The organism is Sphingobium salicis subsp. salicis (assembly GCF_049472635.1).
GTDB lineage: Bacteria > Pseudomonadota > Alphaproteobacteria > Sphingomonadales > Sphingomonadaceae > Sphingobium > Sphingobium yanoikuyae_A.
On sequence record NZ_JAYRCS010000001.1, the window covers coordinates 2,333,722 to 2,348,595 of the forward strand.

Genomic DNA, 14,874 nt, shown 5'->3' on the forward strand with positions numbered 1-14,874 from the left:
ATATGACCGATCTCCAGAAAATCCTGAAGGCGAAGGCGCCGCTCACTCTGTCCGGCGTGCCGGCCGGCTTCCAGCCCTGGCTGCTGGCGGACATCGCCCGCGCGGCAACCACCCGCGCCGTCTTCGTCGCCTCCGACGAGCAATTGATGCGCGCGGTCGCCGACACCGCCCATTATTTCGCGCCAGAGATCGAGCTCATCGAAATTCCCGCCTGGGACTGCCTGCCCTATGACCGGGCCAGCCCCTCGCTGCGCACCGCGTCGGCCCGCCTCGCCGGCCTCCATGCGCTCCAGGCAAAACCAAAAGGGCCGCAACTGGTCCTCACCACCCTCAACGCCCTGACCCAGCGCACCCTCACCCCGTTCCGCGTCCGCCAGCTGGTCGCGCGCCTCGCGCCCAAGGAGCGGATCGCGATCACGCGCCTTGCCGACATGCTGCAATCCAACGGCTATGTCCGCACCGACACCGTCCATGATCGCGGCGAATTCGCCATTCGCGGCGGCATTGTCGACCTGTTCCCCGGCGGCGAGGAGCAGCCGCTGCGGCTCGACTTCTTCGGCGACGAGATCGAAACGGTCCGCCGCTTCGACCCGACCGACCAGCGCACCACCGGCAGCGTCGACGGCTTCACCTTGCTCCCGGCGTCCGAGGCGCTGCTGGACGAAGACACGATCAAGCGCTTCCGTGGCCGCTATCGCGAGACCTTCGGCGCGACCGCGACCGGCGACCCGCTCTATCAGGCGGTGAGCGAGGGCCGGCGCCTCGCCGGCATGGAACATTGGCTGCCTTTGTTCGAGGAAAAGCTGGTTCCGCTGACCGAGCATCTGGGCGAAAACGCGATCATCGTCCGCGACCATGGCGTGGTCGGCGCAGCCGACGCCCGGTTCGAGGCGATCCGCGACTATCATGCCAACCGCATCGCCGCGAAATCGGCCGATCCCGGCGCCTATCGCCCGCTCGCGCCGCACGCCCTCTATCTCGACGCCATCGAGTGGGACGCCTCCGCCGCCAGCTGGCCGATGCATGCCACCACCCCCTTCCACGAGCCCGAAAGCGCCACCGTCCTCGACTTCGCCGTCGACGGCCCGCGCGATTTCGCGCCCGAACGCGCGCAGAACGTCAATGTCTATGAGGCGGTCGGAAAGCATATCGACGCCCTGCGCCGCACGAAGAAGAAGGTGGTGATCGCCAGCTATTCGGCCGGCGCGCGCGAGCGTCTGTCGGGCCTTCTCGCCGATCATGGCGTCGCCCGCCTCGCCGCCGCCGACAGCTGGCAGGAGGCGCTTGGCACAGCGGCCGGTGGCAGCGCCGTCCTCACCGTGCTCGGCCTCGACCATGGCTTCACCGCGCCCGACGTCGCCGTCCTCACCGAACAGGATATGCTGGGCGATCGCCTGGTCCGCCGCGCCAAGCGCAAGAAGAGCGCCGACGCCTTCCTCGCCGAACTCGCCACCCTCTCGCCCGGCGACCTCGTCGTCCATATGGACCATGGCATCGGCCGCTATGAGGGGCTGACGCAGATCCCGGTCAGCAAGACCGCGCATGACTGCGTCGCCCTCTCCTATGCCGGCGGCGACAAGCTCTACGTGCCCGTAGAAAATCTCGAAGTCCTCTCCCGCTACGGCTCCGACAGCGAGGGCGTGAGCCTCGACAGACTGGGCGGCGAGGCCTGGCAGCGGCGCAAGGCGCGGATGAAGGAGCGGATCCGCGAGATTGCGGGCGAACTGCTCAAGACCGCCGCCGAACGCGCTCTGCGCCCGGCCGAGATCGCCGAGCCGGACGCCGCCGGCTATCCCGCCTTCGTCGACCGCTTCCCCTATCAGGAAACCGACGATCAGGATCGCGCGATCGGCGACGTGATCGAGGATCTGGGCGCCGGCCGCCCGATGGACCGTCTGGTCTGCGGCGATGTCGGCTTCGGCAAGACCGAGGTCGCGCTGCGCGCCGCCTTCGTCGCTGCCATGGCCGGCATGCAGGTGGTGGTGATCTGCCCCACCACCCTGCTCGCGCGCCAGCATCACATGAATTTCGTCGAGCGCTTCCGCGGCTTCCCGCTGGAAATCGCCCGCCTCTCCCGCCTCGTCCCCGACAAGGAGGCGAAGGCGACCAAGGCGGGCCTCGCCGACGGCACGATCGACATTGTCGTGGGCACCCACGCTCTGCTCGCCAAGGGGCTGGAGTTCAAGCGCCTCGGCCTCGTCATCGTCGACGAGGAACAGCGCTTCGGCGTCACCCACAAGGAACGGCTGAAGTCCCTCAAGACCGACGTCCATGTCCTCACCCTGACCGCCACGCCGATCCCCCGCACCTTGCAGATGGCCATGTCGGGCCTGCGCGAACTCTCGGTCATCCAGACTCCGCCGGTCGATCGCCTGGCGGTGCGCACCTACATCATGCCCTGGGACGGCGTCGTCATCCGCGAGGCGCTGCTGCGCGAACATTATCGCGGCGGCCAGAGCTTCTTCGTTGTGCCGCGCATCTCCGACCTGACCGAGGTCGAGGAATTCCTGCGCACCGAAGTGCCCGAGGTGAAGCCGATCGTCGCCCATGGCCAGATGAGCGCCACCGATGTCGAGGAGCGCATGTCCGCCTTCTACGACAAGCGCTATGACGTGCTGCTCTCCACCACCATCGTCGAATCCGGCCTCGACATCCCCAGCGCCAACACGCTCATCATCCACCGCGCCGACCGCTTCGGCCTTGCCCAGCTCTACCAGCTGCGCGGTCGCGTTGGCCGGTCGAAGACGCGCGCCTATGCCTATTTCACTACGCCGGCCAACCGCATCATCACCGAAACCGCGGAAAAGCGGCTCAAGGTGCTGTCCGATCTCGATACGCTGGGCGCCGGCTTCCAGCTCGCCAGCCACGATCTCGACATTCGCGGCGCCGGCAATCTGGTCGGCGACGAACAGTCGGGCCATATCAAGGAAGTCGGCTTCGAACTCTACCAGTCGATGCTGGAGGACGCGATCATGGACGCCAAGGCCGGCGGCGCCGGTCTCGAAGCGCGCCGCGACAGCTTCTCGCCGCAGATCAGCGTCGACGCACCGATCATGATCCCGGAAGAATTCGTGCCGGACCTCGACCTGCGCATGGGTCTCTATCGCCGCATCAACGAACTGGAGGATCGCCAGGGTCTGGAGGCCTTCGCCGCCGAGCTGATCGACCGCTTCGGCAAGCTGCCTGCCCCGACCCAGAACCTGCTCAAGATCATCGAGATCAAGCAGAATTGCCTCAAGGCCAATATCGCCAAGATCGATGTCGGGCCAAAGGGCGCGCTAGTCAGCTTCTTCGAGGATCGCTTCCCCAATCCCGCAGGCCTGGTCTCCTATGTCCAGCGCCTCGACGGCGTCGCCCGCCTGCGCCCGGACAGCAAGGTCGTCGTCACCCGCGCCTGGCCCGACCCCGCCGCCCGCCTCAACGGCGCGCTGCAATTGTCGAAGGGGCTAGCCAAGGCCGCGGGGTGAGCCTGCGCTCTATTCCTCCCCGCCGCGCGGGGAGAAAACGACCAGAAGCTGACGTTTCTCATTCCTCCCCAAGCTTGTCTTGGGGAGGTGGCAGCGCGAAGCGCTGACGGAGGGGCAATGGCGCGACCTCATCTACTTGCCCCTCCACCGCCTTCGGCGGTCCCCCTCCCCAAGCAAGCTTGGGGAGGATTGTCAGACAGTCCGCTTCCCGTCCCATCCCCGCTATTGCCAATTACCCTCTCCCGCTCACGGGGGAGGGAGAGCCCCGCGCCGCAGGCGCGGGAGGGTGAGGGGCTGTCGAAGCAGCCTGTCCTTATCCGATTCCGTCCGCCCGACTTGGCAGGCCCTGCGTCATGCCCCGACAACGGCAAAAAAGGCGCATCGAGGAAATGATTTACCCGCCTTGTTCAGCCCGCGACCATCCCGATCGCCAGCGCGTCACCACCGTCCACGATCGCGATCAGCCGATCGACATTGGGATGCGCGCCCGGACGATTACGGGCATCTGCCGTATGTTCGGCAAACACTGCCAGACCATGCTCGGCTGCCGCTGCATCCAGCGCGCCGAACACCTGCTGCAAATAGGCATAAACCGCCAGAGACCCCTGCTTGCCTGGCTGGTTCTCGATGCTGGCGACGACCGAGCCGCTCGCGTCCGTCAGGTCGATGCGGGCGATGCCGTCGATCGGCGGCAGCAGCTGGAGATTGTCCTTGAACGTCGTACCCGGTTGAATCATCGCTGGCTTCCCGTCTCGAAAAATGATGAGCGCGGGCCTTTAGAGCCTGACCCCAGGCGTGGAAAGCGCTTTGCGCTGTTGCCTCCGCCTCATTCGCCCGGCGGGGACATGGCGGCCTCCGATGCGGTCAGGTCCAGTATCTCGAAGCCCGGCGCCGGAACCCGGCGCCGGATATTCGATCCGATGGGGGTCGCATATAGGTTCTTGCGGGTCACACGCTCGATCCGATAGCTGCCAGGCCCATCTTCCTCGCCAACCTTGGCACTCGCCGCATAGCGCCGGCCCTCAACCTGTTTCAGGATCGCCGGCGCCCAGGCAGGGGCGCGCGACCCGCGCAAAATTTCCGCTTCCTCAATATGCCCATCCGGTCGAACCCAGAAGCCCACATCCACCCACTGGATGCTGGCGACATCGGTGGAGCGGACCGACGTCACATCGACGCCGCCAAAGGCCCGCACATTATTGCTGGCCTCGGCCATCGCATCCCCCGGATAGGGCGGTTGCCAGACCAGGACCGGCGGCCCGCTCTGGTCCGCAGCGATGGTTCCGGCCAGGCGGGTGATTTCCGCATCATTCCCGGCCCGCACCGCCAGTCGCAGGCGCACCACGCGCAGGGCGGTACGAAATCCCGGTTCCTGCGCAATCGGCCGCTGCTCCAATGCATCCAGCATCATGTTCGCTTCACGCACCTTGCCCAGCGCGCCGGCCAGCCACACCCTCTTCATCCCGGCCATCATCGCCGGATAGGCGCGCCCTTCGGCCAGCGCCTGATCCTCGATCGCATGAAAGCTGGCATCAGCCTGGCGAAATTTTCCGAGCTTGATCCACATGTCGCCCAACGCCGTGGCCGATGCCTGCACCGCCACATCGTCCGCCGGCAGATTGTCGCGCAGCGTCTTCACCTGCCCCGCCACCGCGCGGCGATAATCATCCTGATCGCCCTCATGCAGCGACACCGTCGCCATCGCTTCATAGATGGCGGCCACCGCCCGCGGCGCCTCCGCCCCCCTGCCCTTGTTGCGGCTGATCGCGCCAGCCAGCAGCCCCTTGGCATGCACATATTCGCCATCGCGGAACCGTTGCTCGGCCAGCGCGATCGTCGCCTGCGCATCGCGCAGCGGCGTGCATTCGCCGCGCACGCATTTTGCCTGCTCCTCGACCAGCCGCTGGCCCGTCACGACGATATCGGGCGAGGCCGCCTGCACCAGAAGCAAAAGGGCGAACATGATGATTTCCTTCCTTTCTGTCAGCTACCCTGTCACATGAACCGCTATGCCCATACCCGGCCTTATTCGCCGGGCGGCGGCATCGCCGCTTCCGATGCGGTCAGGTCCAGTATCTCGAAGCCGGCTGCCGGAACCCGACGCCGGATCACCGATCCTTTGGGAACCACATATTGATATTTGGGCGTGACACGCTCGATCCGATAGCTGCCGGATGCATCCCCCTCTCCCGCTTTCGCACTCGCAGCATAGCGTCGCCCCGCTACCTGCTTCAGGATTGCCGGCGCCCAGGCAGGCGCGCGCGACCCCCGCAATATCTCCGCTTCCTCGGTATGCCCATCCGGCCGGATCCAGAAGCCCACATCCACCCACTGGATGCTGGCTAGGTCGGACGAATTGATCGGAACCGCATCCACGAGATCAAAGGTCCGGGCACTATTATTCGCCTCGACCGCCGCACTACCGGGATAGGATGGTTGCCAGATCAGCACCGGCGGGCCACCCTGGTCCGTGCCGATCGTTTCGGCCAACCGGGTGATTTCGGCATCATCCCCGGCCCGCACCGCCAGTCGCAGTCGCACCACGCGCAGGGCAGTGCGAAAGCCTGGCTCCTGCGCGATCGGGCGCCGCTCCAGCGCGTCCAGCATCATACGCGCATCGCGCATCTTGCCCAGCGCGCCAGCCAGCCACACCCGCTTCATCCCGGCCATCATCGCCGGATAGGCCTGTCCTTCGGCCAGCGCTTGCTCCTCTATTCCACGGAAGGTCGATTCCGCCTGACGATAGCGGCCCAGCTTGATCCACATGTCACCCAGCGCCGTGGCCGAAGCCTGCACCGCCACATCATCCGCTGGCAGATTGTCGCGCAGCGTCTTGACCTGCCCGGCCACCGCACGGCGATAATCATCCTGGTCGCCCTCATGCAGCGACACCGTTGCCATCGCTTCGTAAATCGCTGCCACTGCGCGCGGCGCCTCCGCCCCCTTGTCCTTGTTGCGGCTGATCGCTGCGGCCAGCAGCCCCTTGGCATGCACATATGCGCCACTGCGGAACTGCTGCTCAGCCAGGGCGATCGTCGCCTGTGCATCGCGCAGTGGCGTGCATTCGCCGCGCGCGCATTTCGCCTGCTCTTCGACCAGCCTCTCGCCCGTCACGACAATATCGGGCGCGGCTGCCTGCAACAGAAGAAAAAGGGCGAACATGATGATATCCCTCCTGCATTCCTCAAGTTCATAGTGGCGGATCGACGCAGGCTTGCAAGTCGCAATGGCCGGCAGAAACGTTCAGCAACCACTTCTTTCCTATTTGGACTTTCTCTGCTCTATCCTGCCGGATGATGCCGCATGTCTCCGCACCCCAACCACCGCATGAAATCATGACCCGACGGTCGCGTCCCGATGACCCGGATGACGCGCCCCCATGACCCGACCGTCGCGTCACCGGCACCCAATTGACGCGTCGCTGTCGCTTGCGTGGCGCGTTGCCATGACCTTTTTCGCAAAATCGGCCAGAAATACGGGGCAAGAACGGTATGAACTTCGCGGCTGACGCGTCACGATGCCCCTGTCATGACCCAGCGCCCTGCATATCCGACCCTCATGTCGCCATTCATCATCAACCAGAAAAGAAGCAGCAACAGTCGAAACCTACATGCCTTCGTGACGACCGGGCAACAAAGCGCGGCGTCACAGCAGGAGAATGCAATGAGTTTGATCCTTATGGCGCTTGCCGCCGCCGCGACCCACAATGTCTCGGTCGAGCATCATGGCAACCAGGTCGACGCCACCTATACCGCCCGTGCGGACATCCGCACAAAGACCATCGGCGCAAAGACGCCCAACCGCATGGACAATCAGCGCTGCCAGTGGACCGCGACGATCGTCGTCGACCGCAAGCTGGACCATGGCCCGGCGCTCGCCCGCACCGTGTCGAGCGACAAGCGCTTTTCGGGTAGCGAGGCTGGCGCCTGCACCACCGGCCGTCAGTCGGGCGAACGCAACATGGCCCAGTATCAGGACAAGATCGAAGCACATCTGATCGCCGTGGCAGAAGCCGATCGCGCGCCGCTGCTGGCCGAACTGGACTCGGTGCGCAATCTTGCATCGAACTGATCGGACCATCGGCCTGGCATGGCTGGGCGGGCTTGGCCTCGCCCTCCATGCCGTACCGGCCGCCGCCCAATATGCCAGCGGCCCCAGCGCCACGGTCGAGGTCGCCAGCGACGAGCGCCGCCGCGGCCTGAGCTGGAGCGATGGCGATCCGGTGCTGCGCGGCAGCGTGTCCGTGCCGGTCGCGCAGGGCCTGTCGCTCGATGGCACCGCGACCAGCCTCTGGGGCAGCGATCGCCATGGCGGCGCCGACGCCGTGATCGACCTTGGCCCTTCCTATGTCCATCAATTGGGCGGCTGGCGGCTGTCGCTCGACGCGCGCTACCATCTCTTCCCCGGCGCCGATCATCAGGGCTATGGCGAATTTGGCGCCGGCGCCGGCTTCCTGATCGGCCCCGCCAACATCGACATCGGCGCCCAATATGCCCCGCGCCAGTCGTCGATCGGCGGCGACAATCTCTATCTGTCCTCCGCCGCTTCCTTCGCCATTCCGGGCACGCCGCTCACCGCCTCGGCACGGGTCGGCCATAGTTCCGGGTCGGATCGCGATCCGATCGCCTCGCAACGGCTGCGGCCGGGCGGCGATTATTGGGATTATGGCGCGGCCATCGCCTGGTATCGCGGCCGCTGGTCGGCGGAACTGCGCTACAGCGACATCGACAATCGCGACGCGCGCCACGCCGGCGCGGCCCTCATCGGGAAGGTCGGCCTAACCCTGTAGCACCAGCGATATGAGTTCGGGCGTGGAGACGCCGGCCGAGCGCAGGAAGCCCTGGTAATAATCACAGCCTTCCCGTGCCAGCAGGTCGAGCTGCTGCTCCGTCTCCACCCCTTCGGCAATGACGTTGAGGCCCAGCGACTTCGCCATATGGATCACCCCGCGCACAATAATCCGGTCGCGCGCCGACCCGGCGATATCCTGGGCTAGGCTGGAGTCGATCTTCAGATAATCGAGCGGCAGGCCCTTGAGATAAGCCAGGCTCGAATAGCCGGTGCCGAAATCGTCGATCGCCACCGCCAGCCCTTCGGACCGCAGCGCCGTCAGCAGCGCCGCCGCCGCGTCGACATCCTGGATCAGCCCGCTTTCGGTAATCTCCACCGTCAGCCGCGACCGGGGAAAGCCACTGCGGTCCACCTGACCCAGGAAATCGGCCATGAACCCCGGCTGCGAAATATCCGCCGCCGTGACGTTGATCGACAGGCGCAGATTGGACAGCGCGCTCGGCCAGGCCGCCGCCTGCCGCAAGGCCTCCGCCTGGATATGCGCCGACAGTGGCAGCATATAGTCGGACCGTTCCGCCGTGCCGAACAATATGCCGGCCCCCAGTGGACCATAAATCGGGTGGTTCCACCGCGCCAACGCCTCGACCCCGCTGATGCGATGGTCATAGACCGGATATTGCGGCTGGAACACGATGCCGATCTCGCCCCGGTGCAGCGCCAGCCGCAGGTCGGTTTCCAGTTGGTCGGCGTCGAGCTGGCGGCTGCGCTTCTCGGCGGAAAAGATGCGAATACCCTCGCCCCCGCCCTGCCGCGCATCGGCCAGTGCAGCCCCTGCCCGCCGCAGCAACTGGGTCGCATCATCCTCCGCCCGCGCCTGCGCGATACCGCATCGCGCAATCAGACGGATCAGATGGTCGCCCGCACTGAACGGCCGGCTGATCGCCTCGATCAACTGCCGCGCCAGATAGGTCGCCCGCTCCGCCGCCGCCGGCTCGCCGGTCAGGCCGACCAGAAATTCCGTGCCGGCGATCCGCGCGACCATCGCATGGCCTGCCACGCTATCGACAATCTGTTCGATCCGCCGCGCAATCCGCCCCAGCAGTGCGTCACCCACCACCTGGCCATAGGCCGCATTCATGCGATCGAACTGGCTGATCGACAGCAGCACCACCGTCGTCGGCAGCCCCGACCGGCGATCCAGCCAGTCCAGTGCCGCCTGGCGCGAACGCAGCCCGGTCAGGTTGTCGCGGCTCGCCACATCCTGGTCCTGCGCGTCGGACAGCCACTCCACATCCGCCGCCACCGTGCCATCGACGAAGCGCAGATGATGCACCAGCCGATTGCCCGGCCGCCCCGGCACCGCATGGGCGAATGCCGCCGGACGGCCCGACTGCATCATCCCCTCCAGCGCGTTCAGCACCGCCTTGCGTTCATTGCGCGCCAGCCGGTGGATCAAGGTCGATGGCGTCGGCTGCCACGCCTCTATGCCCAGATTCCGGGCCAGACTCTCGCTCAGCCGCAGTCCTGCGCCGTCGCGGTCCATCTCCCAGTAAAGGGCGTCGCCGCGGCGGATGCGCTGCGCACGCTGGCTTTGCATCGCGCCACCGCCCAGCCGCTCGACCAGCCGCTGCGCCGATGCCAGCGTTGCCTGCAACACGGGTTGCGTTACCGGTGCCACCAGAAAATGGGTCGCGCCGGCGTCGAACAATTGCGGCAGGGTCGCGACCGCCGCCGCATCGACCAGCACCACCAGCGCGCAGCCGCCCGCATCCACCGCTGGCACCAAAGGCGCGATCAGCTTGGCCGCCGTCCCGCCGCGCATGTCGACCAGCGCTATCTGGGCGTCGCTGCGCAGGAAACGTTGCGGGGCATCCGTGGCACGCCGCGCACCGATCGCGCGCCAGCCCGCCTCCTGCGCGGCACGGCACAGGGGGTCGCGGTCGCCGGGCGACAGGATGAAGATGCTGCGCTGCCCGTCCGGGGCGGCCTGCCCGCTCACTCTTTTATCGACTCCCTGACAAAGCGCATGCCGCTCTTGTAACAGCAACCGGTTACCGACCTCTTCACCGCCCCGCAACCGGCCAGCTTGCGCCCGCCATGCCCATGGCTTAGCTAGGGGCATGGCCATGGTCGATCCTGCCGCAACTTCCATGACCGACGGCCTTGGCCGCCGGATCGATTATCTGCGGATTTCCGTTACGGATCGATGCGACCTGCGCTGCCGATACTGCATGGCGGAACGGATGCAGTTCCTGCCGAAAAATCAGGTTCTGACGCTGGAGGAAATCGCGCTTCTCGCCGATCTCTTCATCGCGCGCGGTGTGCGCCGCATCCGCCTGACCGGCGGCGAACCGCTGGTGCGCCGCGACATCATCGACCTGATCCGTCGAATCGGTCGCCATCTGGATGCCGGCCTTCAGGAACTGACGCTGACAACCAATGGCACGCGCCTGGCCGATCATGCAGAGGCGCTGCACGACGCCGGCGTCCGCCGCATCAATGTCAGCCTCGACAGCCTGCAGGCCGATCGCTTCGCCCATATCACCCGCGGCGGCGACCTGTCGGTAGTGCTGCGGGGGCTGGATGCCGCGCGCGCGGCGGGGCTTGCGGTCAAGATCAACATGGTCGCGCTCAAGGATATCAATGCCGACGAGATCCTGCCGATGCTGCGCTGGTGCGACAGCCAGGGCTTCGACCTGACCCTGATCGAGACCATGCCGCTGGGCGAAACGGGCGAGGATCGCACCGACCATTATCTGCCGCTGTCGCATGTCGCGCAGGAGATTGACGCCCATCATGTCCTCACCCCGATCGCGGCGCGCACGGGTGGCCCGGCGCGCTATCATGATGTCGAGGGGCTGGGTGTTCGGCTTGGCCTCATCACCCCGCTCACCCGCAATTTCTGCGCCGACTGCAATCGCATGCGCATGACCTGCGAGGGCAAGATCTACATGTGCCTGGGCCATGACGACCATGTCGATTTCAAGGTCGCCCTGCGCAGCGGCGGCCTCGCCGCGGTCGAACCGCTGGTCGATCGCGCACTGCGGCGCAAGCCCGCTGCCCATGATTTCCGGATCGGTGCCGGCGCTCCGACTGCGGCGGTCCAGCGACATATGAGCGTCACCGGCGGATGAACAGCGAACCCAGGCGCGCCCTCGTCGCGTCCCCGACCCAGGCTGCACGGGCAGCGGAAGAACGGTTGCGCGCCGCCTATGATTTCGTGCCGCTGGAACAGGCGGACACGGTCATCGCGCTGGGCGGCGACGGTTTCATGCTGCAGACGCTGCACGCCATGCTGGAATCCCGCCGTATATTGCCAGTCTTCGGCATGAACCTCGGCACGGTCGGCTTCCTAATGAACGAATGGCGTCTGGAACGGCTGGAACAGCGATTGGAGAAGGCCAAGAGCTTCAAGGTCAACCCGCTGCGCATGGTGGTCGACACGGTCGATGGCGAGCGTTTCTCCATCCCGGCGATCAACGAAGTCTCGCTGCTGCGCGAAACCCGCCAGACCGCCAAGCTGGAAGTGCAGGTCAATGATCGCCCCGTGCTGCCCGAACTGGTGTGCGACGGCGTGCTGGTCGCAACGCCCGCCGGGTCCACCGCCTATAATCTGTCCGCCCATGGCCCGATCCTGCCACTGGGGTCGGCGCTCGTCGCCCTGACCCCGATCAGCCCGTTCCGGCCGCGCCGCTGGCGTGGCGCCATCCTGCCGGAAAATACCGCGATTCGCTTCACCGTGCTCGATCCGGTCAAACGTCCGGTCAGTGCCGTCGCCGACCAGCGCGAAGTCCGCGATGTCGCCCAGGTCGAGGTCAAGATCGACCGCGCCACCCCGCTGACCCTGTTGTTCGACCCCGAACATACGCTGGACGACCGGATCGCGGCCGAACAATTCATCGCGTAATTTTCTGCAATTTCACGCTTGCCATTTAAGACAAGCCGCTGCATATGCGCGGCCTGCCCGGCGCAAGCGGGGCTGCTCCCCGATAGCTCAGCGGTAGAGCATTCGACTGTTAATCGAATGGCCGTAGGTTCGAATCCTACTCGGGGAGCCACTATTTCAGCCCTTGGCAAGGCCGGGCTGGCTCCAGACAATCCGAAATTCAGCGCATCGCACGATTGCGGCGCTCGCCAACCATGGCTGGCGAGCGCATGCCTTCAGATTCTGCCGCGCAGCGTCACCAGAATATTGCGCGGATCGCCATAGGCATCGGTCGAGCCCCAGCGGATATCATAGCCGATCGCCTTGTAATAATGCTTGTCGAACAGATTGTTGATGTTGGCCTGAAGATCGAACCGGTCGCTGATCTTGTATCCCAGCATCAGGTCGGCAACGGCATAGCCCCCCTGTTCGACGCGGAAGGCGACATTGTTGAAATTGGCGCCGTTATTGTCGTTGTATATGCGACTCTGCCAGTTAAGTCCGGCGCCGACACGCAGCCGGTCGAGCTTCCCCGGCAGAGTGTAGAAGGTCGACAATTTAGCCATGTGGCGGGGCATGTCGGTGTCGAAATTCTTGCCGCCATTTTCGGGGTTGGTGTCCCGCACAAATTGAATGCTGGTATAGGTATAGCTGAGCGAAATGTTCCAGTCGGGCGTAATCGCGCCCTGAAGCTCGGCATCAATGCCCTTGCTGCGCACCAGGCCAGCAGCCGTCGAGCAACTGCTGGCCGGGAAGCTGGGACAACCGCTCTGATCGGTCGGCACAAATGCCCTATTCCGTTGGTCGATGCGGAAGAGCGCGATCGCCGCATTCAGCGCCCCGTCGAGATATTCGCTCTTGATACCCACCTCGTAGTTCTGGCCGGTGATCGGCTTCAGGATCGTCTGGCTGTCGGCGTCTACGGCAAAGCCCCTGGCCGTCTGCGGCTGGAAAATGTCGGTGAAGCTGGCATAGAAAGAATGATGACGATCGATGTCCAGGATCGCGCCGGCATAGACGGTCTTGTGGGCATCGACCTTGTAATCGCCGGTCGCAGCCGTGCGATTATCATAATCATACCAATCCAGCCGCCCGCCCAAGATGACCTTCAGCCCATCGAACGGATTGAGCCGGGTCGAGGCATAGAGACCGCCCTGGGTGATGACGTTCCGGCTGTAGGTCGTCGGCACGAAATTGGGTCGAGCACCGCTGGCCGGGTCGAAATCGAACATGTCGACATCGCCCGCGAGCAGCCCGCCCCCGCTGTAATTTTGCGTGCCTGTCGAGGTCTCGCGTCGGCTGGCACCGAATGTCAGATCATGGTCACGACCAAACAACGTGACCGGCCCGCTGGCATAGAGGTCGACACTGGCCTGATCCTCGTCATAGGCGGCCTGATAGGCGGAATGGGTGAGCGTCAGGTCGGGCCGGCGATAGACATAGGTGCCGGAGAACATGGCATCCTGCCACACCTTCATGCTCGCCAGCCGGACGCTCCAGTCGTGACCGAACCGATGGGTCAGTTCGCCAAAGACAGTGTTCGACTTCTGGCTTTTGCCTTCCCAGTCATAGCTGGGTCGGGTCGAGCGCGGCAGGTCGAGATGCGCGCCGGTAGCGCTGAGCGGCAAGCCGCCCCAGAAGCTATTGAAGAAATCATCCTGATGGGTGGCGCCCACCATGAGCGTCGTATCAGGGCCGATATCATATTCGCCGATCGCATGGATCAGGCCGCGATGAATGACCTCGCCATCGCGGAAACTGCTGCTGTCCTGATAGGAGCCGATAACCCGCACCCGCAGATTGCCGGCCTGATCGACACCGCCCGACATGTCGATCTGCCCGCGATAATTGTCCCACCTGCCGGCCGATCCTTCGAGATTGAGCTGAAAGTCGCGGGTCGGGCGCTTGCGCACCAGATTGATCGCCGCCGATGGATTGCCGCTGCCGGTTACAAGGCCCGTAGCGCCGCGCACCACCTCCACCCGGTCATAGATGGCCAAATTGGCCTGACTGCCCACCACCCATCCCTGATAGCGGGACGGCAGGCCGTCATACATGATGTTGTCGATATCGAAACCGCGCGCGGTAAAGCTCGGGCGGCCGGGCCCGCTGGAATAGTTGAGGAAAAGGCCTGGCGTATTTTTCACCACGTCGGTGATGTTGGTCATCACCTGATCATCCAGTCGCTGGCGGGTGACGACGGTCACCGACTGCGGTGTCTCGCGGATCGACATGGGCAGCTTCGTCGCGGTCTTCATCGACCGGGTCGTGTAAGAGCCGGTCCCTTCGGTAGATGCGGGATCACTGGTCAGCCCATCATCAACGGCCTCCCCTTCAACCCGGACCGACCCGAGCATGACAGCCTGACCATCCTGACCGGCTTGTTCCTGCCCAAACGCAGGCACCGCCGCGGCAACGATACCGCCCCCAGACAGCAACGCCCCCATCCATCTTATATGTCGCATACCAGCCCTTTTATTGCTATTGATTCGCATATGCGAATTAGGGGCTGTGATTTATGCTGTCCAGTACGGGGCATGTTGCGCGTTCGACAAGGACTATTTGCCGGACATGGCAGCCCTTACGACCACAAAAAATCAAATGTCTTTTTTGCAAATAAATCTCATTTGCGTTAATGGCACCATCCCAACGCGACGAGGTGCCAAGCGAGCCACTCGCCATGGGGTATGC

The 14,874-nt window shown here is 64.8% G+C and carries 10 protein-coding genes and 1 tRNA gene; 6 read left to right on the plus strand and 5 right to left on the minus strand.

What is annotated here, in order from left to right; all coding sequences use genetic code 11:
• Positions 1-2: 2 nt before the first annotated feature.
• Positions 3-3,467, plus strand: coding sequence for a transcription-repair coupling factor (mfd, locus tag VHN57_RS11335; protein ID WP_423283877.1), 3,465 nt, complete (start codon positions 3-5; stop codon positions 3,465-3,467).
• 407 nt (positions 3,468-3,874) lie between these two features.
• On the opposite strand, the gene VHN57_RS11340 is transcribed toward mfd, so the two are convergent.
• From VHN57_RS11340 to VHN57_RS11350, 3 genes are all read right to left on the minus strand, one after another.
• Positions 3,875-4,204 (minus strand): DUF2322 family protein, encoded by a 330-nt coding sequence (locus VHN57_RS11340; RefSeq protein ID WP_278988170.1) that lies wholly within the window; start codon positions 4,202-4,204, stop codon positions 3,875-3,877.
• A gap of 89 nt (positions 4,205-4,293) precedes the next feature.
• Positions 4,294-5,430: a hypothetical protein gene (locus tag VHN57_RS11345; protein ID WP_278988172.1), complete on the minus strand. Its 1,137-nt coding sequence runs from the start codon at positions 5,428-5,430 to the stop codon at positions 4,294-4,296.
• A gap of 62 nt (positions 5,431-5,492) precedes the next feature.
• Positions 5,493-6,629 (minus strand): hypothetical protein, encoded by a 1,137-nt coding sequence (locus VHN57_RS11350; RefSeq protein WP_278988174.1) that lies wholly within the window; start codon positions 6,627-6,629, stop codon positions 5,493-5,495.
• Between the two features lie 501 nt (positions 6,630-7,130).
• On the opposite strand from VHN57_RS11350, the gene VHN57_RS11355 reads away from it, so the two are divergent.
• Both VHN57_RS11355 and VHN57_RS11360 read left to right on the plus strand, forming a co-directional pair.
• Positions 7,131-7,538, plus strand: coding sequence for a hypothetical protein (locus VHN57_RS11355; protein ID WP_278988176.1), 408 nt, complete (start codon positions 7,131-7,133; stop codon positions 7,536-7,538).
• Entirely contained in the window at positions 7,525-8,256 is a 732-nt protein-coding gene (locus VHN57_RS11360; protein ID WP_423283880.1) for a TorF family putative porin, read from the plus strand. Before VHN57_RS11355 ends, VHN57_RS11360 begins: the two co-directional genes overlap by 14 nt.
• Here VHN57_RS11360 and VHN57_RS11365 read toward each other — a convergent pair.
• Entirely contained in the window at positions 8,245-10,257 is a 2,013-nt protein-coding gene (locus VHN57_RS11365; RefSeq protein WP_423283882.1) for a putative bifunctional diguanylate cyclase/phosphodiesterase, read from the minus strand. The two genes, VHN57_RS11360 and VHN57_RS11365, sit on opposite strands and share 12 nt — an antisense overlap.
• A gap of 121 nt (positions 10,258-10,378) precedes the next feature.
• Here VHN57_RS11365 and moaA point away from each other — a divergent pair, with 121 nt between their 5' ends.
• The 3 genes from moaA (at position 10,379) to VHN57_RS11380 (ending at position 12,316) form a co-directional block, all read left to right on the plus strand.
• On the plus strand, positions 10,379-11,392 hold the full coding sequence (moaA, locus tag VHN57_RS11370) for a GTP 3',8-cyclase MoaA (protein ID WP_278984105.1): 1,014 nt from the start codon (positions 10,379-10,381) through the stop codon (positions 11,390-11,392).
• Positions 11,389-12,165 carry an NAD kinase gene (locus VHN57_RS11375; protein WP_004207502.1) on the plus strand — a complete coding sequence of 259 codons (777 nt, stop codon included), beginning with the start codon at positions 11,389-11,391 and terminating at the stop codon, positions 12,163-12,165. The genes moaA and VHN57_RS11375 overlap by 4 nt, the downstream gene beginning before the upstream one ends.
• Positions 12,166-12,241: 76 nt before the next feature.
• Positions 12,242-12,316 (plus strand) — tRNA-Asn (locus VHN57_RS11380).
• A 103-nt stretch (positions 12,317-12,419) separates the two neighbouring features.
• Here VHN57_RS11380 and VHN57_RS11385 read toward each other — a convergent pair.
• The gene (locus VHN57_RS11385) at positions 12,420-14,540 is read right to left on the minus strand and encodes a TonB-dependent siderophore receptor (RefSeq protein WP_423283885.1); all 2,121 of its coding nucleotides are present in this window, start codon (positions 14,538-14,540) and stop codon (positions 12,420-12,422) included.
• Positions 14,541-14,874: the final 334 nt, after the last annotated feature.

Excerpts from the sequence above, each read along its gene's own strand:
- moaA (WP_278984105.1), top strand. The coding sequence starts at position 10,379 with ATGGCCATGGTCGATCCTGCCGCAACTTCCATGACCGACGGCCTTGGC.
- VHN57_RS11345 (WP_278988172.1), bottom strand. The coding sequence starts at position 5,430 with ATGTTCGCCCTTTTGCTTCTGGTGCAGGCGGCCTCGCCCGATATCGTC.
- VHN57_RS11355 (WP_278988176.1), top strand. The coding sequence starts at position 7,131 with ATGAGTTTGATCCTTATGGCGCTTGCCGCCGCCGCGACCCACAATGTC.
- VHN57_RS11375 (WP_004207502.1), top strand. The coding sequence starts at position 11,389 with ATGAACAGCGAACCCAGGCGCGCCCTCGTCGCGTCCCCGACCCAGGCT.
- VHN57_RS11385 (WP_423283885.1), bottom strand. The coding sequence starts at position 14,540 with ATGCTCGGGTCGGTCCGGGTTGAAGGGGAGGCCGTTGATGATGGGCTG.
- mfd (WP_423283877.1), top strand. The coding sequence starts at position 3 with ATGACCGATCTCCAGAAAATCCTGAAGGCGAAGGCGCCGCTCACTCTG.
- VHN57_RS11340 (WP_278988170.1), bottom strand. The coding sequence starts at position 4,204 with ATGATTCAACCGGGTACGACGTTCAAGGACAATCTCCAGCTGCTGCCG.
- VHN57_RS11350 (WP_278988174.1), bottom strand. The coding sequence starts at position 6,629 with ATGTTCGCCCTTTTTCTTCTGTTGCAGGCAGCCGCGCCCGATATTGTC.